This window comes from Cryobacterium sp. Hh7 (assembly GCF_004403155.1).
GTDB classification, from domain to species: Bacteria; Actinomycetota; Actinomycetes; order Actinomycetales; family Microbacteriaceae; genus Cryobacterium; species Cryobacterium levicorallinum.
This window is the reverse complement of record NZ_SOHG01000016.1, coordinates 49,258-71,270: the sequence shown is the minus strand read 5'-3', so window position 1 is coordinate 71,270 and position 22,013 is coordinate 49,258. Positions and strand designations below refer to the sequence as shown.

Here is a 22,013-nt window from a genome sequence, read left to right as displayed (position 1 = left end):
TGGCGCCGCAAGGGTTTCCCCGTGTAGCAGAACGGCCACGCGCGTCGGCGCTCCCTGAGTGCTGACCAAATATCCCTCGCCGTTGAGCTGCGCGTTCTTTCCGAACGGCTCATGCCCGGCCGAAGTGAAGAGGTGCGCCCGATGACGCGCCGCGAACTGGCAGCGGCCGTCGTGCTGTGCAGGCCCCTCACCGAGGTGAGCATGAAGATGCGCAGTGGTGCACCGAGCGAGGTCGTCGACGATGGCGAAAGCCACGCGGTCTGGGCCGGAGTGGTCCCGGTGGTGACCGGATGGCGCGCACCATCTGCCTCACCGTTGACGGCGGATGGAACGGAAGTTCCCGCATCCGTTCGCCGGCGCTGAGGCAGTGACAGCGAGCTGGCCGCGCAATCAGAATTGCGGATCAGGCGCGCGCATGGTGCATGACCATGCCGAATTCATTGACCGGTTCGAACGCGTCACGGTCCCAGGCCCCGGGGTGGGGCACCGGACAATTGACCACCGTGTTTCGCGACGAGTGGTCGATGGTGTGTTCACGCATCGCATGACCGCAGATCGGGCACGAACGGAAATCGGTTGCACCCCACTGTTCCGGACCGCGTGGGGTTTTCCTGTCCTGAATCATGCCATTACGATACGCCCGATTGGACAAAAAGGTACGCAACTGATAAGAGAAACGTGCAGGCCGAGCTAGGCCTCGCCGAATCCGGATTCCAGCAGGGCCGCGAGGGCGCTGATAGCGGGCCCGGCCGCGGGGTCGGTCGAGGCCAGGTGCACGCTACTCCCCCGGGCCAGTCCGAGCGACATAATGCTGAGCAGGCTCGTCGCGTCCGTGCCGTTCACCGTGAGGGGCACCGCGAAGGTGCTCGCGAGGCTCACGAATTCCGCCGCCGGACGAGCGTGCAGACCGTCCCTGTTCACTAGGATCACGGTGCGGGAGATCTCCCCAGCCTCGGCTGGATCTGCGGTCCCGGCATCGGCATCGGCACTACGCTCGCCGGCGTGGGCCGGCTGAAGTGCCGTGCGCGCGGCTGCCTCGACGGCGTCGAGGTCTCCCCCGATTTCCGCGGTGACCGCCGCCGCAACCCCACCTTCGACCAGCGGAGCATCCACAATCCGTACCTGATCCTGCTTCGCCTGGTCGAGAAAATCGCGGGCCGTTTCCGCGGTCAGAATGGCCGAGCCAAGATCGCACAAAATCACCACACCGGCGCCACCATCCGCCTCGGCGAGTGCCGTCGTGATCAAATCGAAGCTCGTTCCGATTGTGCCCTCGTCGGTGCCACCGGCAGCGACGAGGCGCACGGTCGGTGCCATCTGACGGGCTAGTTCAACCAGCCCCGCCGCGATCTTCGCGCTGTGCGAGACGAAAACCAGGCCAACCCGGTCAGCGGATGCCGGCACGCTCACTCCGTAACCCGGGTCGCGTCGACCGCGGCGCGTAGCAGGAGCGCCGTCGACTGTGCGCCCGGATCCCGGTGACCGATCGCCCGCTCACCGAGGTAGCTCGCTCGGCCCTTCCGCGCCACGAGCGGTTCGGTGTCCTGGGCGCCCCGCGCTGCGGCATCCGCTGCCGCTGTCAGCACGGCCGGTGCGCTCCCGCCCGCCGACTGCGCGGCCTGGGCCGCATCGACGGCCGGGCTCCAGGCGTCGATCATGGTTTTGTCCCCCGCCCCGGCCTTGCCGCGCAGGACGATGCCGTCCCTGGCCGCCGTCAGGAGGGCGACGAGTGCCATACCGTCGAGAGTGCCCACGGCAGCAGTTGCGCCGGCGGCCTTCAGAAACGCGGTGCCGTACAGTGGCCCGGCGGCTCCGCCGACGGTGGAGATGAGAGTGGTGGCAAGTAACTTGAGTACGGTACTCGGGTTCGCATCGTCAGCCAGACCGTCGAGTTTGGGCAGGACCGCCTGAAAACCGCGATCCATGTTTTCGCCGTGATCGCCGTCGCCGATGTCACGATCGAGCGTGTTCAACGCGGCGCGCTCGGCGGCCAACACCTCTGCGCTGCGCCGAATCCACCGCACGGTCCAGGCGGTATCCAGGTCCGAGTTTGTTCTTGCGTCCGGGCTCATCGGCGCCTCCTTCTATCGTCCCCACCGTAGCGCGGCCGTCTGCACCGGTGCATCCCAGAGGGCGGTCAGCTCTGCATCCAGCTGCAGCACGGAAATCGACGCCCCCGCCATTTCGAGGCTCGTCGTGTAGTTGCCCACGAGGCTACGCGACACCGCGATGCCCCGCTCGCGCAGTACTTCGACCGCGCGCCGGAACACGATGTACAGCTCCACCAGCGGCGTGCCGCCCATGCCGTTGACCAACAGCAGCACCTGGTCGCCGCTGGCCAACGGCAGGTCCTCCAAAATGGGCATGAGCAGGCGGTCGACGATGGCATCGGCCGGCTCGAGCTTGATGCGTTCCCGGCCGGGCTCACCGTGGATTCCGATGCCGATCTCGACCTCGTCGTCAGCGAGCACGAAGCTCGGCTCGCCGGCGTGCGGCACCACGCACGGCGTCAACGCCACCCCCATCGTGCGTACCCGAGAATTGACCTTTTCGGCCACGGCAACGACAGCAGCCAGGTCATCGCCGCGTTCAGCAGCGGCCCCGGTGATCTTCTCGACCAGCACCGTTCCGGCCACACCGCGGCGTCCCGCGGTATAGAGCGAGTCCTTCACCGCGACGTCATCATTGATGATGACCGTGCGAACCTCAATTCCTTCAGCGGATGCGAGATCGGCTGCGGTCTCGAAATTGAGCACGTCCCCGGTGTAGTTCTTCACGATGTGCAGCACCCCCACTCCGCCATCCACGGCTTGGGTCGCGGCGAGGATGGGATCCGGCGTCGGGGAAGTAAAGACCGGCCCGGGAACGGCGGCATCGAGCATCCCGACACCCACGAATCCGCCGTGCAGAGGTTCGTGTCCACTGCCGCCGCCGCTGACGAGTCCCACCTTGCCGCGCACGGGGGCATCCGCTCTCACAATGAAGAGCGGATCGGGTGAGACGCGCACAATATCGGCGTGCGCGGCCTCGAATCCGGCGACGGCCTCGTTGACGACGTTCTTCGGATCGTTGATGAGCTTCTTCATGACCAGCCATTCACTCGGTGGTGCCACGGATTGATCGGACGCTTCGCCCCAAGCGCAATTTCCCACGATCAACTTACAAGCATCGACCACGCACGGAAAGGGTCGAGGCCAACTCGAACAGCCTATTCCCCTCGATGACACCGCGCGCTATGTTGATGCCATCCGCTCACCGTAGAGGGGCAGCTTCGGCATCCCCGGCCTGATCAGGAAGGTTCTCGTGGAAAATATCGGAGCTGTTTTCGTCTCGGAAGTTGTGGGCACAGCGATGCTGGTTCTGCTCGGAACAGGCGTCGTCGCCAACGTGGCTTTGGCCAAGAACAAGGGGCTCGGCGGTGGGTTCCTCATGGTGACGATCGGCTGGGGCTTTGCGGTGTTCGCCGGCGTCATCGTGGCCTACCGCTCGGGGGCGCACCTCAATCCTGCCGTTACCCTGGGTCTCGTCGCGAACGGTGCCCAGGAATTCGGCATGGGCGTTCCCGTCAATGCCCTGTCCGTGCTGGCCTACATTGGGGCCCAAATGATCGGCGCAATTCTCGGCGCCATCGCCTGCTGGCTCGCGTATAAGCAGCACTTCGACGCCGAACCCGACCCGGCCAACAAACTCGGGGTTTTCTCAACCGGGCCGGCCATCCGCTCGTACGGTTGGAACCTGGTAACCGAAATTATCGGCACCTTCGTGCTGGTCTTCGTTGTCATCGCCTTTGGCGGTGATCGCCAGGGAGCCAGCGGCGGCCTGGCGGCTCTCGGCGCGCTTCCCGTCGCCATCCTCGTTATCGCCATTGGCGCCTCCCTCGGTGGGCCAACCGGGTATGCCATCAACCCCGCCCGTGACCTCGGCCCGCGCATCGCCCACTTCATTCTGCCGATTCGGGGCAAGGGCAGCTCGGACTGGGCCTATTCCTGGGTACCCGTCGTTGGCCCGATCATCGGCGGGCTGCTAGCCGGCTGGGTTGCACTGGCTCTGCTCCCCCTCGTCAGCTAACGCACTCGAGCGTGTCGGTCCTCCGGGAGTCGACGCGTTCGGGAGCACCTATCGGTACCTCGCGCACCACCCACAAGGAGGACACATCCCAATGACTGACTACATTCTCGCAATCGACCAGGGAACGACCAGTTCCCGCGCCATCATCTTCGACAAGGCCGGATCGATTGTCTCGACCGGGCAGCTGGAGCACGAGCAGATTTTTCCGCAGGCCGGGTGGGTCGAGCACGACCCGAAGGAAATCTGGGACAACACCCGCGAGGTTATTGGCCAGGCGCTGTCCAAGGCCAATCTGACCCGCCACGATATCAAGGCCATCGGCATAACCAACCAGCGCGAAACAGCCGTCGTCTGGGACAAGACCACCGGTATTCCGGTGTACAACGCCATCGTCTGGCAGGACACCCGCACCCAGCCCATTGTCGACCGCCTCGCCGCGGACGGCGGTGTCGAGCGCTTCAAGCAGAAGGTCGGCCTGCCGCTGGCCACCTATTTTTCCGGCACCAAGATCGTCTGGATCCTCGAAAACGTCGAGGGCGCGCGCGCGAAAGCGGATGCCGGCGACCTCCTGTTCGGCACCACCGACTCTTGGGTACTGTGGAATCTCACCGGCGGTGTCGACGGCGGAGTGCACGCGACCGACGTCACCAACGCGAGTCGCACCCTGTTCATGGACCTCGAAACGCTGCAGTGGGACGACGAGATCCTCGCCATCTTCGATGTGCCCCGGTCGATGCTCCCGTCGATTCGTTCCTCATCGGAGGTTTACGGAACAGCCCACACCTCGAGCCTGCTGCGGGAAGTTCCCGTTGCCGGCATCCTCGGCGACCAGCAAGCCGCAACCTTTGGTCAGGCGGCCTTCGACCAGGGCGAGGCGAAGAACACCTACGGCACCGGCAACTTTCTGATCTTCAATACCGGTACCGAGATCGTGCACTCGAAGAACGGGCTGCTCACGACGCTCGGCTACAAGCTCGGCGATGCAGCACCGCACTATGCCCTGGAAGGCTCAATCGCGGTCACGGGTTCCTTGGTGCAGTGGATGCGGGACAACCTCGGCATGATCAGTTCCGCCGCCGAGATCGAGGATCTCGCCAAAACGGTCGAGGACAACGGCGGTGCGTACTTCGTGCCGGCGTTCTCCGGCCTGTTCGCGCCTTACTGGCGAGCCGATGCCCGCGGCGCGCTGGTCGGCCTGACCCGGTTCGTCAATAAAGGGCACATCGCCCGGGCAGCGCTTGAGGCGACTGCGTTCCAGACCCGGGAAGTCATCGACGCGGTCAATGCCGACTCCGGCGTTCCCCTGACCGAGATCAAGGTCGACGGCGGCATGATCGCCAACAACACGCTCATGCAGTTCCAGGCCGATATTCTCGGTGTTCCCGTGGTGCGTCCCGTCGTCGCCGAGACGACCGCCCTGGGCGCTGCGTACGCGGCCGGTCTCGCCGTCGGGTTCTGGAGCGGGCTCGACGAGCTGCGCACCAACTGGCAGGAGGACAGTCGCTGGACGCCCCAGATGAACGACGAGGAACGCAACCGTCAGCTGCGCAACTGGAAGAAGGCCGTCACCAAGACGTTCGGTTGGGTCGACGAGGACGTGTTGTAGCGGGCGACCGAGTGTACGGCGGCCGGGGTCAGATCCGGGTCGCCGCCACCCAGGCCGACAATTTGGCCGTGGCCGCACCGGAGTCAATCGCTTCGGCGGCCACGACCAGCTTGCTGCGAAAACGATCCAAAATCGCAACCTGCACCTGAGCGGGATCTTTGGCGAGATCGAAGGCGACGAGTCCGGCTGCGGCGTTGAGCAGCACGATGTCCCGAATCGGTCCCTGATTGCCGGCCAGCACGGAATGCACGACATCGGCGTTGTGCCGTGGGGAGCCACCAACCAGGTCGCCGATCTGCGCCCGCTTAATGCCGAGGTCACGCGGGTCAATGTCATGTTCGGTCACGAGGCCGCGGGAGACCTCCCAAATGTGGCTGTGCCCGGTCGTGGTCAGCTCGTCGAGCCCGTCGTCACCGCGAAAGACAAGAGCGGTGGCACCGCGGGTCTGAAACACGCCGACGAAGAGGGGAACCCGATCCAGGTTCGCCACTCCGACAGCGGATGCTTCCGGCCTGGCCGGATTGCACAGGGGGCCGAGGTAGTTGAACACGGTGGGGATGCCCAATTCGCTCCGGGTGAGGGCTGCGTGCCTAAAGCCCGGGTGAAAGGCCGCCGCAAAGGCGAAGGTAATTCCGGTCTCCTCAAAGACCTGCGCTACCCGAGCGGCGTCTCGCGACAGGTCAATGCCGAGTTCACCGAGTACGTCTGACGACCCCGAAGCTGAGCTGGCTGCCCGGTTTCCGTGTTTGACGACCGGCACGCCCGCCGCCGCACAGACGATCGATGCCATGGTCGAAATGTTGACCGTGCCGAACTGGTCGCCGCCGGTTCCGACGATGTCGAGCGCCATCGGATTGACGGGGAGTTCAATGGCATGCTCCAGCACGGCATCCCGAAAACCGACGATCTCATCGACGGTCTCTCCCTTGGCTCGCAAAGCGACCAGGAAGGCTCCGAGTTGGGAGGGGCTGGCCTCGCCGAGCATGATCCGTTCCATGCTCCATGCGGCGTCTGCCACGCTCAGGTCCCGACCGGACAGGAGGGAATCTAAAATCTTTGGCCAAGTCTGGGATTCGAGCATGTTTTCGATCTTAGGAGAACGGGCCCGACTCGCCCGAATTCACAACGAAACCAGCCGGGAAAAGAACCACTCGATCGGGCATAAAAGGTCACTTGCATGGCAGATTGAGAAAAACTTGGGGGAATATCAGCCATAATAGAGGGGTGACCAGCACCTCAATTACTCAGACGGCGAGTGCGCCCGTTGTGAACCGGCCTAACAGCGTGGCTGTGGGCACCATTGTGTGGTTGGGCAGCGAAGTGATGTTCTTCGCGGGGCTCTTCGCCATCTACTTCACACTTCGTTCGACCTCTTCCGAGCTCTGGCTCTTCGAGGCGGACAAGCACAATTTCACCTTTGCGTTGATCAACACGCTCGTGTTGGTGTCTTCGTCGGTGACCTGCCAGTTCGGGGTGTTTGCCGCCGAGCGGCTGCAGGCCCGGTCGACCGGCTGGAAGCCGAGCGAGTGGGGCATGGTCGAGTGGTTCTTCCTCACTTATGCCCTCGGCGCGATCTTCGTCACCGGCCAGGTGTTCGAATACGCCACGCTGGTGTCCGAGGGAATCTCACTCTCCTCCAACGCGTACGGGTCAGCCTTCTACATCACGACCGGCTTCCACGGAATTCACGTGACGGCAGGCCTGATCGCCTTCCTTCTGATTATTGGGCGCGGTTTCGCGGTCAAGAACTTCGGACACAAGGAAGCCACCAGCGCCATCGTGGTTTCGTACTACTGGCACTTCGTCGACGTCGTCTGGATCGGGCTCTTCCTGGTCATCTACGTTCTTAAATAGAAGTTCTTACTGAGAAACGGGAGCGGACTACTTCAGCATGACCACGATCAAAAAGACTCGAGCACGCCGACCAAGTAAAACCGGACGTCGCCACCCGCTCGCCAGCGTTGCCCTCATCGCCATCGGACTGCTGTTCACCGGAGGTGCCTATGCGGCCTTCAGTACCAGCACCGCCGTTGCGACAACGGATGCTTCCTCCCAGCAGACCATCGCTGAGGGCGAAAAGCTCTTCGCCGCAAACTGTGCCACCTGCCATGGACTGAGCGCCCAGGGCTCCACAGAAGGCCCCAGCCTGATTGGAGTCGGCGCAGCGTCGGTCGACTTCCAGGTCGGCACCGGACGGATGCCCATGCAGATGCAGGGCCCGCAGGCACAGAAGAAGCCGGTGCAGTTCACGTCTGAGCAAATCGCAGCTCTCGCGGCCTACGTTGCTTCGCTGGCTCCCGGCCCCGCAATTCCAGCGGCTGAATTGCTCGACGCTGCTGCTGGCGATGCGGCAAACGGCGCAGAGCTGTTCCGCATCAACTGCGCGATGTGCCACAACGTGGCCGGCGCCGGCGGCGCCCTGACCGAGGGTAAGTTCGCCCCCGCGATCGAGAACGTGTCGGCGCAGCACATCTACGAGGCCATGATCACCGGCCCGCAGAACATGCCTGTCTTCAACGACATGAACATCACGCCGGAAGATAAGCGCGACATCATCACCTACCTCAAGTACGTCGAGGACAACCCGTCTCCGGGCGGCTTAGCACTCGGTTCCCTGGGGCCGGTGGCTGAGGGCCTCTTCATCTGGATCTTCGGGCTGGGCGCAATCGTGGCCCTGACCGTGTGGATCACCGCAAAATCCAACTGATGACCGGGAATCGGTCTTGACCAGTTCCCCCGTTTCACCCGAACGCCGCGCAGCACGAGCGCGCAGAGTATTTTCACAGCCCACAAAGGAGAACAATGGTCAAGGACGATAACGGCGCGGAGGACGTAACCGCCGCCGACTCGCCTGGCGACTCGCTTGCTCCAATCGCCGCAAGCACCGCCGTCGTCACAAGGGATTCCCTGGTCAACCCGGGGTTCCCACCGCATCGTCCGCGCATCACCGACCTTGACCACAAGGAAGAGCGCAAAGCGGAGCGCGCTGTCTACACGTTGTTCTACGTTTCCATCGTGGGTAGTGTTTTCGCGATCGCCGCCTACATGGCCTTTCCCATCGTCCCGGAAGATCCGGGATCCGTACGCCTGAACAACCTGTTCATCGGTCTTGGGCTCAGCCTCGCGTTACTCGCCATCGGTATCGGCGCTGTGCACTGGGGCAAGGCCCTCATGAGTGATCATGAAGGCGTTGACGAACGCCACCCGGTTCGCGGAACCGAACCCGTTCGGGCACGCGCCGTGGAGATATTTCAGCAGGCAAATGAAGAATCCGGCTTCGGTCGTCGCACGCTCATTCGTAACAGCCTGATCGGCGCGCTCGTCGTCTTCCCGCTGCCTGCCGTTGTCTTGTTCCGCGGGCTCGGTCCGATGGACCAGAACCCCGTCGACCTTCTAAACGAAACGATGTGGAAAAAGGGCGTCCGCCTGACCATGGACCCGAGCGGCACACCGATCAAGGCCTCGGATGTCACGTTGGGATCGTCCTTCCACGTCATACCGGAAGGGCTGTCCGAGATGGAGCATGGACGCCTGGAAGAAAAGGCCAAGGCAGCCGTCCTCCTAATTCGTATGGACCCAGCGGACCTGGTAGAATCAGAGGAACGCAAGACTTGGTCCTACCAAGGCATCGTGGCGTACTCAAAGATTTGCACCCACGTAGGATGCCCGGTGGCACTGTATGAACAGCACACCCACCACCTGCTCTGCCCGTGTCACCAGTCGCAGTTCGACGTTGAAAACCACTGCAAGGTTATCTTCGGACCGGCGAAGCGGGCACTACCCCAGCTTCCGATTGCCGTGGACGCTGAGGGCTACTTGATCGCGCAGAGCGATTTCACTGAACCAGTCGGCCCGAGTTTCTGGGAGCGAGCATGACAACCGTAAACACCCGCGAATCCGCTGGGGATCAAAACGTCGGGGCGAAGAAAGCCGGTGGCTTCACCGCAACGGCCGCCAACTACATCGACGAGCGTACAAGCATCTCTGGCGCGGTCAAAGAACTTGGTCGCAAGATCTTCCCTGACCACTGGTCCTTCCTCCTCGGCGAAGTTGCGCTCTACAGCTTTGTTATCATCCTGCTGTCCGGGTCTTTCCTGACCTTCTTCTTCCAGGCTTCCATGGCGGAGGTCGTCTATGACGGTTCCTACGCGCCGCTCAAGGGCATCCCGATGTCGGTAGCGATGTCGTCGACCATGGACATTTCGTTTGACATTCGCGGCGGCCTGCTCATGCGCCAGGTACACCACTGGGCAGCTCTTCTGTTTGTCGCCGCCATCGGGCTGCACATGCTGCGGATCTACTTCACCGGTGCGTTCCGCAAGCCGCGCGAGCTCAACTGGGTCATCGGGTTCATCCTGTTCATCCTCGCAATGGCCGAAGGATTCACCGGCTACTCCCTCCCTGACGACCTGCTCTCCGGTAACGGCCTGCGCATCATCGACGGTCTGGTCAAGGGCATCCCGGTTATCGGAACCTGGACCTCCTTCTTGCTCTTCGGCGGCGAATTCCCCGGCACCGACATAGTCGGACGGCTGTACTCGCTGCACATCCTGTTGCTGCCGGCGATCATCGTCGCGTTGATCGCGATGCACCTCCTCTTCGTCGTCGTGCACAAGCACACCCAGTACCCGGCTGCCGGACACACCAACGAGAATGTGGTCGGATATCCGGTGCTCCCGGTGTACGCGGCCAAGGCCGGTGGGTTCTTCTTCATCGTCTTCGGCGTCGTCATGTTGATCGCGTCCCTATTCACGATCAACCCGATCTGGAATTATGGTCCGTATGACCCGTCACCGGTGTCTGCCGGTACTCAGCCCGACTGGTATATCGGTTTCGCTGACGGCGCCATGCGCCTGATCCCGCCGGGGTGGGAGGTCGTGTGGCTGAACCACACCTACTCGCTCAACATTGTGGTCGTACTGGCCGTGGTCGGACTGTTCATCGTCACCGTTATGGTCTACCCCTTCATCGAAGCCTGGATCACCGGGGACAAGCGCGAGCACCACGTGCTGGATCGTCCGCGCAACGCCCCGACCCGCACCGCTATCGGTGCTGCCGGCGTCACGTTCTATGCCTCACTCTGGGCTGCAGCCTCGTCGGACATCATGGCCACGCATTTCCACCTCACCATGGAAGGTGTTATCCACACCCTCCAGGCGACAACGTTGCTGGGGCCGATTCTGGCTTTCTTCATCGCCAAGCGCGTCTGCCTCGCGTTGCAGAAGAAAGACCGCGAGATCGTGCTGCACGGCTACGAGTCAGGCCGCATCGTTCGACTGCCCGGCGGCGAGTTCGTCGAAGTGCACCAGCCTGTCGATGAGTACGAGCGCTGGAAACTGGTGAGTTACAGCGACTTCAAGCCGCTCATGCTTCGGCCCAACGCCCAGGGCAAGATCGGCCCCGCCGAGAAGGTTCGCGCCGGACTGTCCCGCTGGTTCTTCGAAGACCGGATCACTCCAGTCACGCAGACCGAGCTGAATCGCGCTCATGGCGACCACCCCGCAGCGATCACCGACCAGGGACACCAGGCGGCGATCACCGACAAGTAGCGCTCTTCAGGCACCACCACAGATCGGGCATCGATGTCACTCCAGACGTTATCGGAGTGGCTTCGGTGCCCGAACTGCTTTGTGCCCCTCGCTCCGACGGGCGCACTCCGATTGGGATGCAGCACGGGGCATTCCTTTGACGTCAACAAGCGCGGTTTCATCAACCTCCTCACCGGCCCGCCCAAGTTCATCGGCGACAGCGCAGCCATGCTCGATGCCCGCGACAGTTTTCTCGCAGCCGGCTGGTACGAGCCGCTCCAGGCCGCCATTCGCGCCGTCATTTCCCCCGAGCATCCCCGACGTATTCTGGACGTAGGCTGCGGTACCGGCTACTATCTGCGCGAGGCATTGCCCCTAGGCGAGGACGTCCGGGCGCTCGGCATGGACCTCTCCCCCACTGCGGTGAGCCGAACCATCCGCTCGCATGACCGCATTGACGGGCTGGTAGCAGATGTCTGGTCCCCGCTGCCCGTGCAGGGCGCGTCGGTCGATGTCATCCTCAACGTCTTCGCGCCCCGCAATGCTGCGGAATTCCATCGTGTTCTCCGACCCGGCGGGCTGCTGCTCGTGGTGATCCCTCGACCGACGCATTTGCGAGAGCTCCGGCGGGCCGGCCTGGCCGTGGAGATGCAGGCCGACAAGGCCACGCACCTCGAAGCGAGCCTCGCGGCCTGGTTCGCCCTGGAGAGCGCCCAGCACCTCGAGCAAACCGTAGCGCTCTCAGTGGCCGAGGTGGCCTCGCTCATCGGCATGGGCCCGTCGTCGCACCACGCTGCACCGACGGGCCATGAGCCGGCCCCAGGTTCGGTGCAGGACGTGACGATCGCCTTCGACATCTTCGGGTTTCGGCGCCGCGCCACGGACCTGCGCTGACACAGCCCGACCGGGACACAGACCCGCGCTGGCACACCCCGGCCCGGACACTGCCCCGCGCTGTCACAGCCTTACTCCAACACGCACCTGCCCTGTGACACAGCCTGGCCGAACGTTAAACGACGATACCGACCTGCCAGCAGCGGCAGATCGGTATCGGTTGATGTTGTGTGCTTAGCGGGCGAACAGGCCGCGGTAGTACTCGTACACCCATCCGGTTAGGGAGATCAGACCCAGGCCGAGTCCAATGAAGGAGACCCAGAAACCCACGGCGAGACCGAGGAAGACGAGCGCCGTGGCGGCGGCCAGGAAGATCGGCCACCAGCTCCACGGGCTGAAGAAGCCCATCTCAGGATCCCCGTCGTCGACGTTGCCATCGAGACGGTCCTCGGGAAGCTCCCCACCCTGAGCGGCGTGCACCTTGTCCAGGTAGAACGCGACGAAGGCCACGAGCAGCGTGGACAGGGCGAGCATGAACGTGCCCGCCCACTCAATCTGGCCGTGGAAGGGATCGAGCAGGCTCCAGCCGACGTACACAACCGTGACGATTCCGAAGAAGACGGTGAGCACCCAGAGCAGGTTGACGTTGGTCTTCACTTATTTCACCTGATTCGAGTCGATGTCGTAGACGGGCGCATCGGGCGCATCCTTGCCGGGTCCGATTCCGACGGGGATGCCAGCTTCGGGGTGGTTGAGGTCGAAGGCCGGGCGTTCGGACCGAATGCGGGGAATGGAAGTGAAGTTGTGTCGCGGCGGCGGGCAAGACGTGGCCCACTCGAGCGAGGAGCCGTAGCCCCACGGGTCGTTGACCGTGACCAGGGGCGCCTTGCGGGCCGTGATGTACACGTTCAGGAAGAACGGGATCATGGATACGGCGAGGATCATGGCGCCAACGGTTGATACCTGGTTCATCCAGGTGAAACCATCCTCCGGCGAGTAGGTGGCGTACCGACGCGGCATTCCCATGACTCCGAGCCAGTGCTGGATTAGGAATGTGGTGTGGAAGCCGATGAACAACAACCAGAAGTGCCACTTGCCGAGACTCTCGTTGAGCATCTTGCCGGTCCACTTGGGCCACCAGAAGTAGAACCCGCTGAACATGGCGAACACGACGGTACCGAAGACCACGTAGTGGAAGTGGGCGACGACGAAGTAGGTGTCGGACACGTGGAAGTCGAGCGGCGGAGAGGCCAGGATCACGCCGGTGAGACCACCGAAAGTGAACGTGACGAGAAAGCCGATGGCCCAGATCATGGGCGTCTCGAAGGTCAGCGACCCTCGCCACATGGTGCCGATCCAGTTGAAGATCTTCACCCCGGTGGGGACCGCGATGAGCATGGTCATGAGCGAGAAGAACGGCAGCAACACCGAGCCGGTGACGTACATGTGGTGCGCCCAGACCGAGATGGACAGCGCGGCGATGGAGATGGTCGCGTAGATCAGCGTCTTGTACCCGAACATCGGCTTGCGACTGAACACCGGGAAGACTTCGGACACGATGCCGAAGAACGGCAGGGCGATGATGTACACCTCGGGGTGTCCAAAGAACCAGAACAAGTGTTGCCAGAGTATGGCACCACCGTTGGCCGAGTCGTAGATGTGCGAGCCGAAGATCCGGTCGGATGCGGCGGCGAGCATGGCTGCGGCAAGCACGGGGAACACCATCAAGGCAAGCAGAGCCGTGATGAGCGTGTTCCAGGTGAAGACGGGCATCCGCCACATCGTCATTCCAGGGGCGCGCATGGTGATAATTGTGGTGATGAAGTTGACCGAGCCGAGAATGGTACCGAAGCCCGACAGGCCCAGCCCGACCATCCACAGGTTGCCGCCGATTCCCGGTGAGAATGTCGTGCTGGCGAGCGGCTGGTAGGCGAACCATCCGAAGGACGCAGCACCCTGCGGGGTCAGGAACCCGGCAACTGCGATGAGGCTGCCGAAGTTGAAGAACCAGTACGCGAGCGCGTTGAGGCGCGGGAACGCAACGTCGGGAGCGCCGATCTGCAGCGGAACGAGGAAGTTGGCGAATCCGAAGAACAGCGGTGTCGCGAACATCAGCAACATGATTGTGCCGTGCATCGTGAACAGCTGGTTGTACTGCTCCTTCGTCTGCACGACGTCGAGTCCCGGGGCGAACAGCTGGGCGCGAATGATGAGCGCCATAACGCCGCCGAGGCAGAAGTAGATGAACGACGTGATCAGGTACATGTACCCGATGACTTTGTGGTCGGTGGAGGTGATCCACCGAACGAGGATATTTCCCTTGGGCTCCGCAGACGGAGAGACCGGCAGTGCCGGACGTGACTCGACTGGTGCGATGGTCGTGCTCATGGTTTAGTTGCCCTCCGGAGCCGTCGGGGCACTCGTGCCCGGCTGATTCTGATTGCGGTCGTAATTGTTGTCGAGCTGGCCGACGTTGCCCGCGGAACGCAGAGTCTGGATGTAGGTGTCATAGTCCTCTTGAGAGACGACCTCGACGTTGAAGAGCATGAGCGAGTGGTACTCACCGCACAGCTCGGCGCACTTGCCCTTGAAGGTACCGATACGTTCGGGGATGACCGACATGTAGTTGGTCTTACCGGGAACGACGTCCTTCTTGTACAGGAAATCGATGACCCAGAAGGAGTGGATGACATCGCGAGATTCGAGAGCGATTTCAACCTTCTGGTCGACTGGCAGAACCAGGACGGGAAGTTCGGACTCGATGAGTGAACCGCGTTCACCCTCGGGATCCGGCTGGCCCTGAATGCCCGGTGAATAGACGTCTTCGTCGACATAGTTGAAGTCCCAGGCCCACTGCTTGGCCTGCACCTCGATCTTGACGTCGGGGGTCTCGAATCGGGTTTCAATGGCGATCTGGTCGCGAACCGTGAATGCGAAGAATCCGACGACCAGGATGAGCGGCACGACCGTGTAGAAAATCTCGATCGGCATGTTGTAGCGCAGCTGAACCGGGAGTCCGGTCTGGCCCTTCCGGCGGCGGTAGACCACGATGGTCCAGATGATCAGCCCCCAGGTGATGAGGCCGACGACGAGGAGAACGATCCACCCCGTGGTCCACAGTCCGGCGATGCGATCGGTCTGATTGCTGACCGGCGCTTCACCCTCTTCAATAAAGCCGGGCAGGAAGCCGTGGAGCTGGGCCTGCGTGCATCCGGCCAGTACAACGGCTAACGTCGCTGCGAGCGGAATAGCAGCCCAACGAAGGCGGTGGTTATTGCGCACCGGGGGACCTTTCGGGAGATTCGAGGACACTTCTCAGGAAGTGTTTTGATCCATCCCAGCCTACTCCGCGAGAACGCTTCCGACGTGCACCCTCGGGTCGTGGCGGCGGGGTTTTCTGCAGCGCCACCGCTGATGGCTGGCTAAATCAGGCGAGACCACGGGGAAACGGCGGGGGAAATGACGGGCTGGAAGCAAAAAGGGCAGGAACATCATTGGGTAATAATGTTCCTGCCCTGCAGGTTTTCTAAAGCGGATGCTTAGCTGAAGGAATCGCCGCAGGCGCAGCTGCCGCCGGCGTTCGGGTTGTCAATGGTGAACCCCTGCTTCTCGATCGTGTCTTCAAAGTTGATCGAGGCGCCATCGAGGTACGGGACGCTCATCTTGTCTACGACGACCTCGACACCGTCGAAGTCGACGACGGCATCGCCTTCGAGAACCCGCTCGTCGAAGTACAGCTGGTAGATCAGGCCGGAGCATCCGCCGGGCTGCACGGCGACGCGCAGACGGAGGTCTTCGCGGCCTTCCTGGGTCAGCAGGCTGCGCACCTTGAGTGCCGCGACCTCGGTGAGGGCGATGCCGTGCGCGGCGCTAGGCGTCGCAATGTCAGCGGAGCTGATAGTCGGGGTCATGGTGTCGGTCATGCTTCTCCTTGGTTCGCGCAGTGACTGCTTCGCACGCAGGTTTTGGTCTTGACAATGCTATCGGGGACAACCAGAAAGTCGACCTGGGCATTCCCACGCTCTCATACTTCCCTGAGCGGGGTTCTCGAGGTCAATGCCCGGTGCGCTGATTCAGGCGACCGAGCAGGAACGCTTCACTCAGTACGGCCCGTTTGAAAACTCCCAGGTGTAGGGATTCATTCGGGCTGTGGGCGCGGGAGTCAGGGTCTTCCACCCCAGTCACGAGAATCTGGGCGGTCGGGAAAACGCGCACCAAGTCGGCAATGAACGGTATCGAACCGCCGACGCCAATGTCCACTGGCGGCGTGCCCCAGGCATCCGTCATGGCCGTTCGCGCTTCGGTCACGGCCCAGCCGCTGGTGTCGACCAGGAAGGGTTCGCCGGTGTCGATATCGTCGATCTCGACTGACGCGCCGAAGGGGGCGTGCTCACGCAGGTGCGTTTCGATGGCGACCGCGGCCTCGACGGCGGACTGCCCGGGGGCGATGCGCGTGCTGATTCGAACACTGACGCTCGGTGTGAGCGTGTTCGAAGCGTTGTCGACGCTCGGGGCGTCGATGCCGGTGACGGTGAGAGCCGGCTGCGACCAGATTCGACTGAGAATGGAACCGTGTCCGATTGGGCTGACGCCGGGCAGGAGCCCGGTCTCGGCGCGCAGCTGCTCCTCGGAGTAGTCGGGGGTGGGCACGTCGATGCTGGTCAGTCCGGCGACGGCAACCGAACCGTCATCGCCGTACAGCGTCGCGAGCAGTTTGATCATGGCCAGCATGGCGTCCGGGATTGCTCCGCCGAACATGCCGGAGTGCGAAGCATGCTCGAGCGTGCGCACGGTCAACCGCAGGGTGACGTTTCCGCGTAGTGCAGTCGTGATGGCGGGCGTGTTCACGTCCCAGTTGTTGGAATCGGCCACGATGATCACATCGCCGCGCAGGGCCTCGCGGTTCTCGTCCAGGAACGTTGCGAACGAGCGGCTGCCGAACTCTTCTTCTCCCTCGATGAAAAGCGCGAGCCCCAGATCGAAGTCGCGGCCGACAGCGGCGACGAGAGCTCGAATGGAGGCGATGTGCGCCATCACCCCAGCCTTGTCGTCGGCGGCACCGCGCCCGTAGAGGCGGTCGCCGCGGACGGTCGGGGTGAACGGGTCGGACTCCCAGTCTTCGTCCTTGCCGGGAGGCTGAACGTCGTGGTGAGCGTAGAGGAGCACAGTCGGTCGGCCGTTGCGCGCCGGACGAGAGGCGAGAATGGCCGGCTGGCCAACTTCGGTCCCGCCCGGTATACCGGCCTGCACGATGTCGACGGACTCGAACACTTCGAGGTGGCGCACGAGAGCGACTACGGCGTCGGCGCTGGCGGCGACGTGGGCACGGTCGAAAGCGGCCCAGGATACCGACGGGATGCGCACCAACGCGCACAGGTCGGCGATCGTGGTGGGGAGCCCCTGTTCGACGGCGGTGCGGAGGGCGTTTTGCGCCCCCGAATCCGCTTCCGAGTGTGCGGCGGAGCACGTGGTTGGGGAATTTGTCTGTGGGTTACCAGTCATACGGGTAATCTTAAAGCACCCAATTGCAAGGATTTGATGTGGCTAAGACTCCCGTAAACCCCGACGCCCAGCCGTCGATTGAAAGCGCAGACGAGACCGCAGCGCGCCTCGGTCTCGCGCCCACTGCCGGCAAGGGTCAGGCGACCCCCACCCGCAAGAAGCAGGAAGCGGCCAACAAGCGCCCGCTGGTGCCGGACGACCGCAAGCTCGCCGCCAAGCAGGCGCGCGCCAAATCCACAGCAGCTCGGGATGTCGCTCGGGCCGGCATGGCTGCCGGAGTCGACAAGTATCTGCCGCTGCGCGAACGCGGTCCGCAGAAGCGCTACGCCCGCGACTACGTCGACGCGCGGTTCAACGTCGGCGAACTGATGATCCCGATCATGTTCCTGGTGATCCTGCTCACGACGATTCCGAGCATTGACGTCTACGCGATCTTCGCGCTCTGGGCATTCTTCATCCTCGCCGTTATCGATTGCGTCGCACTCGGCTTCATTCTCACCAAGAAGATCGAGGCCAAATTCGGCGAGGACAAGGCCGAGCGCATCCGCTGGTATGCAGCCATGCGCGCGCTGCAGCTGCGGCCGATGCGTCTGCCCAAGCCGCAGGTCAAGCGCCGTCAGTACCCGGTCTAACCGCTCCGGCGCCCCACGCGGGGCGCCGGAGTGTCTTCGCTATCGTTCGAAGGCACCAGCACGAATCAGCGGCACGCGCACTTCCTCATCGGTGAGGGAACCGTGCTGCCCGATCATGTTGCGCGCCTTCTGGTTCGCCGGCCGGGAATCGTAGTAGGCGATGCCCTTGCGGGCGGCAATGAGCACATCGCCAATGCGCGGCAGCACCTCGTCGGCGACGCGCCCGTAGAGGCCGGCCGCCACCGCCTCAGCGCGAGTATAGACCCAGGCGCGATCCCCCTGCGACTGCCGCCAGGCATCCGCGAGTGAGTCAGCGTCGACCGCGGATTGCTCCGGTTCGAGGTAGAGCTGCACGCAGCGCGGGTCCCCCGCCACATGCCGGACCCCGGCGACGAGTGACGGCTCGGTGTCAAACAGAACATGTTTGGTGCTCGGCACGTCGATCACGCCGTGGTCTGCGGTGAGAAGCAGCCCCTCATCGGAGCGCAGAGTCGCCGCGAACCGGGTCACCTCCGAGTCGAGGTTCTCGAGCACGGCCAGCCAGCGGTCCGATTCCCAGCCGTGCGCGTGGGCGACAACGTCAAGTTCAGCGACGTACAGGTAGATCAGGGCGGTGGGGTTCTCATTCAGGATGCTGCGCGCAGCGGTAAAACGATCGGCCACCTTCTCGGCGGGCACGTACTGAGCCCCGCGCAATACCGCCTGGGTGAAGCCCGAGTCCAAAAACTTTTTCGGGCCGACGGCGAAGCTGGGCACGTTGTCGTCGGCGGCCCGGTCGAAAACGGTCCGGGCCCGCTGCCAGGTCGCGGGCTGCATACCCGCGTCCCAGCCGGTCAACTGGTTGACGACCCGGTCGCGAGCCGCATCGAGCACCTGGTAGCCGACCAGACCGTGCTGTCCCGGTTCCACCCCGGTGGTCAGGGTCGCTATCCCCGCCACGGTCGTTGCCGGGAAGACCCCATCGATGATGTTGGATTTATTGAGGCGGGAAGCCAGAAAACGGGCGTGCCCGGCCCGAGCCCGGATCGAGCTGACGCCGAGGCCGTCCGCCAGAATCACGACCGCTTTGCGCACCGCGGGCAACCCGAGCGAATTCGGTCTGGCACAGACGGCATCGAGGGAACTGGAGAGAACATCGGCCAGGCGCAGGGCACTGAATTGGCGGGCCGGTAGCATGGTGGGCATCGGGTTCTATTCTTTCACAGGGACGAACCCGCGCCCTCCAGCGCTCCCGACAGCGCCCCAGACGTAGTGCAGCACGACCGAATCGCTCGGTCGCCGCCGCACGCTTGAAGCAGAATTCGCGAATGAGCCGCTCAGACAGCACCACACCCGACACCAGCACAGCCAGCACCGAACGCATCGAGGACGTCGATGTCTCGGTCGAGATGCAGGGGTCTTTCCTCGAATACGCCTATTCGGTGATCTACTCGCGCGCCCTGCCCGACGCCAGGGACGGTCTCAAGCCGGTGCAGCGACGCATCCTGTACCAGATGAACGAAATGGGATTGCGCCCCGACAAGGGGCACGTGAAGAGCGCCCGTGTTGTCGGTGAGGTGATGGGCAAGCTGCACCCGCACGGCGACACCGCCATCTATGACGCCCTCGTGCGCATGGCCCAGTCATTCTCGCTTCGGGTGCCGCTGATCGACGGACACGGCAACTTCGGTTCTCTCGACGACGGGCCGGCTGCTCCCCGCTACACCGAAGCCCGTCTGGCGGCCCCGGCCCTCGCCATGACCGAGAACCTCGACGAAGACGTCGTCGACTTCGTGCCCAACTACGACAACCAGCTGACCCAGCCCGATGTGTTGCCGGCTGCTTACCCCAACCTGCTGGTCAACGGCACGAGCGGCATCGCCGTCGGCATGGCGACCAATATGGCACCGCACAATCTGATCGAGGTCGTCGGAGCGGCCCGGCATTTGCTCGCGCACCCGAACGCGACCCTGGACGACGTCATGGAGTTCGTGCCGGGGCCCGACCTGCCCACCGGCGGCACGATAGTCGGTCTGGCTGGCATCAAGGATGCCTACAGCACCGGCCGTGGCAGCTTCAAGACCCGGGCGCGCGTCTCAGTCGAGTCGATCAGCGCCCGCAAGACCGGGCTCGTCGTGACCGAACTCCCCTATCTGGTCGGCCCGGAAAAGGTGATCGAGAAGATCAAGGACGGCGTCAACTCGAAGAAGCTCAGCGGCATCTCCGACGTCACCGACCTGACCGATCGCACCAAGGGGCTTCGTCTCGTCATCGGCATCAAGACCGGGTTCAGCCCCGATGCCGTGCTCGAGCAGCTCTACCGCTACACCCCGCTCGAAGACTCGTTCAATATCAACGCAGTCGCCCTCGTCAACGGAGCCCCGCAGACCCTCGGCCTGCTCGAATTGCTGCACGTCTACGTCAATCACCGCATCGAGGTCGTCACCCGCCGCTCCGCCTACCGGCTGGCCCGCCGCAAGGAACGACTGCACCTCGTGCTCGGCCTGCTCGTGGCCATTCTCGACATTGACGAGGTCATCCAGGTGATTCGCGCGAGCGACGACACCGAGCAGGCGCGCGCCAAACTCATCGATGTGTTCGACCTGAGCCAGATCCAGGCCGAGTACATTCTGGAACTTCGGCTGCGCCGCCTCACCAAATTCTCCCGCATCGAACTCGAAGCCGAACGCGACCAGTTGCTCGCCGAGATCGCCAAGCTGGAAAAGCTGCTGTCCTCCAAGGCCGCCATCCGCACCCTGGTCTCCGAAGAGCTCGGTGCCGTCGCCGAAAAATTCGGCACCCCGCGTCGCACGGTATTGACCGAGGCCAAGCCGAGCATCGCCGGCCTCTCGGTCGCCGCCGCCAAACGCCAGGCGGCCGTGCTCGAGGTGCAGGACATCGCTACCCGCATTTTCCTGAGCGCGACCGGTCGCATCGCCCGGGTCGACCTGGTCGCGGTGGACGATTCACTTCCGCAGCGAATCCAGCCGCCCCAGCGACGTAGCAAGCACGACGCCGTGCTCTCCACGCTGGACACGACGAGCCGCACCGAGGTGGGCGCGGTGACCAACCGGGGTCGCCTCATCCGCTTCTCCCCCGTTGATCTGCCCGTGATGCCGCCGACGTCGATTCAACTCGCCGCCGGGGTGCGAATCAGCGAGTACCTGGTGCTGTCCGATAAGAAGGAACACGTACTCGGCATCGTCTCCCTCGACTCCGATCGGGCGATTGCACTCGCCACCCGTCAGGGTGTCGTGAAGCGCGTCACTCCCGGGGACTGGGCGAACAAGCCCGACTTCGAGATCGTCGCGCTTAAACCGAAGGACGAAGTGGTCGGCGCGGTCCAGGGCGGCGAGGACGACGACCTCGTCTTCATCACCTCCGACGCCCAACTCTTGCGCTTCACCGCCTCCGGTGTGCGTCCACAGGGCCGGGCAGCCGGCGGCATGGCCGGCATCAAGCTGACGCCGGGTGAGACGGTCGTCTTCTTCACGAGCCTTTCGACCGAGGACGTCGCCACGGCGATCGTCGCGACGGTCGCGGCGAGCAGTCAGACCCTGCCGGGGACCGACCCCGGCAGCGCCAAGCTGAGCGACTTCTCTGAGTACCCGGCCAAGGGGCGAGCCACCGGAGGTGTGCGTGCCCAGCGTTTCCTGAAGGGCGAAGATACGCTCGCCGTCGCCTGGGTCGGGCCAGCGCCGGCGCGGGCCGTCGGTCCGGACGGTACTCCCCGTGCCCTCCCCGAGTCCGGATCCCGCCGAGACGCATCCGGGGTCATGCTTGACGCCATCATCGGAGCCATTGGCTCCGAAATATAGGCTCCCCTCCCCGCGAGAGCGCAAAAAGTGCCCGATTGAACTATCC

The 22,013-nt window shown here is 63.5% G+C and carries 21 protein-coding genes; 10 read left to right on the top strand and 11 right to left on the bottom strand.

Annotated elements, in window-relative coordinates:
• The first annotated feature begins 141 nt into the window (after nt 1-141).
• Nucleotides 142-363, top strand: coding sequence for a hypothetical protein (locus tag E3T43_RS05355; protein ID WP_134471625.1), 222 nt, complete (start codon nt 142-144; stop codon nt 361-363).
• 40 nt (nt 364-403) lie between these two features.
• Here E3T43_RS05355 and E3T43_RS05350 read toward each other — a convergent pair whose 3' ends face one another.
• From E3T43_RS05350 to dhaK, 4 genes are all read right to left on the bottom strand, one after another.
• On the bottom strand, nt 404-625 hold the full coding sequence (locus E3T43_RS05350) for a hypothetical protein (protein WP_134471624.1): 222 nt from the start codon (nt 623-625) through the stop codon (nt 404-406).
• Nucleotides 626-690: 65 nt separating this feature from the next.
• On the bottom strand, nt 691-1,404 hold the full coding sequence (dhaM, locus tag E3T43_RS05345; RefSeq protein WP_241978833.1) for a dihydroxyacetone kinase phosphoryl donor subunit DhaM: 714 nt from the start codon (nt 1,402-1,404) through the stop codon (nt 691-693).
• Between the two features lie 2 nt (nt 1,405-1,406).
• The gene (gene dhaL / locus E3T43_RS05340; RefSeq protein WP_134471622.1) at nt 1,407-2,072 is read right to left on the bottom strand and encodes a dihydroxyacetone kinase subunit DhaL; all 666 of its coding nucleotides are present in this window, start codon (nt 2,070-2,072) and stop codon (nt 1,407-1,409) included.
• A 12-nt stretch (nt 2,073-2,084) separates the two neighbouring features.
• Nucleotides 2,085-3,086 carry a dihydroxyacetone kinase subunit DhaK gene (gene dhaK / locus E3T43_RS05335; protein WP_134471787.1) on the bottom strand — a complete coding sequence of 334 codons (1,002 nt, stop codon included), beginning with the start codon at nt 3,084-3,086 and terminating at the stop codon, nt 2,085-2,087.
• Nucleotides 3,087-3,303: 217 nt separating this feature from the next.
• Between dhaK and E3T43_RS05330 the strand changes: the two genes are divergently transcribed.
• On the top strand, nt 3,304-4,068 hold the full coding sequence (locus tag E3T43_RS05330; protein WP_134471621.1) for an MIP/aquaporin family protein: 765 nt from the start codon (nt 3,304-3,306) through the stop codon (nt 4,066-4,068).
• A gap of 91 nt (nt 4,069-4,159) precedes the next feature.
• A complete protein-coding gene (glpK, locus tag E3T43_RS05325) occupies nt 4,160-5,674 on the top strand; it encodes a glycerol kinase GlpK (protein WP_134443958.1) in 1,515 nt (504 codons plus the stop codon).
• A 28-nt stretch (nt 5,675-5,702) separates the two neighbouring features.
• Here the strand turns inward: glpK and trpD are convergent, their stop codons facing one another.
• Nucleotides 5,703-6,755 carry an anthranilate phosphoribosyltransferase gene (gene trpD / locus E3T43_RS05320; protein WP_134471620.1) on the bottom strand — a complete coding sequence of 351 codons (1,053 nt, stop codon included), beginning with the start codon at nt 6,753-6,755 and terminating at the stop codon, nt 5,703-5,705.
• A 143-nt stretch (nt 6,756-6,898) separates the two neighbouring features.
• On the opposite strand from trpD, the gene E3T43_RS05315 reads away from it, so the two are divergent.
• The 5 genes from E3T43_RS05315 (at nt 6,899) to E3T43_RS05295 (ending at nt 12,096) form a co-directional block, all read left to right on the top strand.
• Complete coding sequence (locus E3T43_RS05315) at nt 6,899-7,528, top strand: heme-copper oxidase subunit III (RefSeq protein WP_241978832.1); 630 nt, start codon at nt 6,899-6,901, stop codon at nt 7,526-7,528.
• Between the two features lie 37 nt (nt 7,529-7,565).
• The gene (locus E3T43_RS05310; RefSeq protein WP_134471619.1) at nt 7,566-8,381 is read left to right on the top strand and encodes a cytochrome c; all 816 of its coding nucleotides are present in this window, start codon (nt 7,566-7,568) and stop codon (nt 8,379-8,381) included.
• A 95-nt stretch (nt 8,382-8,476) separates the two neighbouring features.
• Nucleotides 8,477-9,550 (top strand): ubiquinol-cytochrome c reductase iron-sulfur subunit, encoded by a 1,074-nt coding sequence (locus tag E3T43_RS05305; RefSeq protein WP_092448620.1) that lies wholly within the window; start codon nt 8,477-8,479, stop codon nt 9,548-9,550.
• Nucleotides 9,547-11,223 (top strand): ubiquinol-cytochrome c reductase cytochrome b subunit, encoded by a 1,677-nt coding sequence (locus E3T43_RS05300; protein ID WP_134471618.1) that lies wholly within the window; start codon nt 9,547-9,549, stop codon nt 11,221-11,223. Before E3T43_RS05305 ends, E3T43_RS05300 begins: the two co-directional genes overlap by 4 nt.
• Nucleotides 11,224-11,256: 33 nt before the next feature.
• Nucleotides 11,257-12,096 (top strand): methyltransferase domain-containing protein, encoded by an 840-nt coding sequence (locus E3T43_RS05295; RefSeq protein ID WP_134471617.1) that lies wholly within the window; start codon nt 11,257-11,259, stop codon nt 12,094-12,096.
• A gap of 174 nt (nt 12,097-12,270) precedes the next feature.
• Here the strand turns inward: E3T43_RS05295 and E3T43_RS05290 are convergent, their stop codons facing one another.
• From E3T43_RS05290 to E3T43_RS05270, 5 genes are all read right to left on the bottom strand, one after another.
• The gene (locus tag E3T43_RS05290) at nt 12,271-12,693 is read right to left on the bottom strand and encodes a cytochrome c oxidase subunit 4 (RefSeq protein ID WP_134443952.1); all 423 of its coding nucleotides are present in this window, start codon (nt 12,691-12,693) and stop codon (nt 12,271-12,273) included.
• Nucleotides 12,694-14,424, bottom strand: coding sequence for a cytochrome c oxidase subunit I (ctaD, locus tag E3T43_RS05285; RefSeq protein WP_134471616.1), 1,731 nt, complete (start codon nt 14,422-14,424; stop codon nt 12,694-12,696).
• A 3-nt stretch (nt 14,425-14,427) separates the two neighbouring features.
• Complete coding sequence (coxB, locus tag E3T43_RS05280; protein WP_134471615.1) at nt 14,428-15,318, bottom strand: cytochrome c oxidase subunit II; 891 nt, start codon at nt 15,316-15,318, stop codon at nt 14,428-14,430.
• A 257-nt stretch (nt 15,319-15,575) separates the two neighbouring features.
• Nucleotides 15,576-15,959, bottom strand: a complete 384-nt coding sequence (erpA, locus tag E3T43_RS05275) for an iron-sulfur cluster insertion protein ErpA (protein WP_134468850.1) — start codon at nt 15,957-15,959, stop codon at nt 15,576-15,578.
• A 130-nt stretch (nt 15,960-16,089) separates the two neighbouring features.
• Complete coding sequence (locus E3T43_RS05270) at nt 16,090-17,538, bottom strand: dipeptidase (RefSeq protein WP_134471614.1); 1,449 nt, start codon at nt 17,536-17,538, stop codon at nt 16,090-16,092.
• Between the two features lie 38 nt (nt 17,539-17,576).
• Between E3T43_RS05270 and E3T43_RS05265 the strand changes: the two genes are divergently transcribed.
• Nucleotides 17,577-18,170: a DUF3043 domain-containing protein gene (locus E3T43_RS05265; protein WP_092448628.1), complete on the top strand. Its 594-nt coding sequence runs from the start codon at nt 17,577-17,579 to the stop codon at nt 18,168-18,170.
• Between the two features lie 39 nt (nt 18,171-18,209).
• Here E3T43_RS05265 and E3T43_RS05260 read toward each other — a convergent pair whose 3' ends face one another.
• Nucleotides 18,210-19,355 (bottom strand): alkaline phosphatase family protein, encoded by a 1,146-nt coding sequence (locus E3T43_RS05260; protein WP_241978831.1) that lies wholly within the window; start codon nt 19,353-19,355, stop codon nt 18,210-18,212.
• Nucleotides 19,356-19,477: 122 nt separating this feature from the next.
• Here E3T43_RS05260 and E3T43_RS05255 point away from each other — a divergent pair, with 122 nt between their 5' ends.
• Entirely contained in the window at nt 19,478-21,967 is a 2,490-nt protein-coding gene (locus tag E3T43_RS05255; protein ID WP_134471613.1) for a DNA topoisomerase (ATP-hydrolyzing) subunit A, read from the top strand.
• Nucleotides 21,968-22,013 lie beyond the last annotated feature (46 nt).

What these genes read in the sequence shown, in the direction of transcription:
- E3T43_RS05355 (WP_134471625.1), top strand. Translation starts at nt 142, where the DNA reads ATGACGCGCCGCGAACTGGCAGCGGCCGTCGTGCTGTGCAGGCCCCTC.
- E3T43_RS05350 (WP_134471624.1), bottom strand. Translation starts at nt 625, where the DNA reads ATGATTCAGGACAGGAAAACCCCACGCGGTCCGGAACAGTGGGGTGCA.
- dhaL (WP_134471622.1), bottom strand. Translation starts at nt 2,072, where the DNA reads ATGAGCCCGGACGCAAGAACAAACTCGGACCTGGATACCGCCTGGACC.
- dhaK (WP_134471787.1), bottom strand. Translation starts at nt 3,086, where the DNA reads ATGAAGAAGCTCATCAACGATCCGAAGAACGTCGTCAACGAGGCCGTC.
- glpK (WP_134443958.1), top strand. Translation starts at nt 4,160, where the DNA reads ATGACTGACTACATTCTCGCAATCGACCAGGGAACGACCAGTTCCCGC.
- trpD (WP_134471620.1), bottom strand. Translation starts at nt 6,755, where the DNA reads ATGCTCGAATCCCAGACTTGGCCAAAGATTTTAGATTCCCTCCTGTCC.
- E3T43_RS05310 (WP_134471619.1), top strand. Translation starts at nt 7,566, where the DNA reads ATGACCACGATCAAAAAGACTCGAGCACGCCGACCAAGTAAAACCGGA.
- E3T43_RS05305 (WP_092448620.1), top strand. Translation starts at nt 8,477, where the DNA reads ATGGTCAAGGACGATAACGGCGCGGAGGACGTAACCGCCGCCGACTCG.
- E3T43_RS05300 (WP_134471618.1), top strand. Translation starts at nt 9,547, where the DNA reads ATGACAACCGTAAACACCCGCGAATCCGCTGGGGATCAAAACGTCGGG.
- E3T43_RS05295 (WP_134471617.1), top strand. Translation starts at nt 11,257, where the DNA reads ATGTCACTCCAGACGTTATCGGAGTGGCTTCGGTGCCCGAACTGCTTT.
- ctaD (WP_134471616.1), bottom strand. Translation starts at nt 14,424, where the DNA reads ATGAGCACGACCATCGCACCAGTCGAGTCACGTCCGGCACTGCCGGTC.
- erpA (WP_134468850.1), bottom strand. Translation starts at nt 15,959, where the DNA reads ATGACCGACACCATGACCCCGACTATCAGCTCCGCTGACATTGCGACG.
- E3T43_RS05270 (WP_134471614.1), bottom strand. Translation starts at nt 17,538, where the DNA reads ATGACTGGTAACCCACAGACAAATTCCCCAACCACGTGCTCCGCCGCA.
- E3T43_RS05260 (WP_241978831.1), bottom strand. Translation starts at nt 19,355, where the DNA reads ATGCCCACCATGCTACCGGCCCGCCAATTCAGTGCCCTGCGCCTGGCC.
- E3T43_RS05255 (WP_134471613.1), top strand. Translation starts at nt 19,478, where the DNA reads ATGAGCCGCTCAGACAGCACCACACCCGACACCAGCACAGCCAGCACC.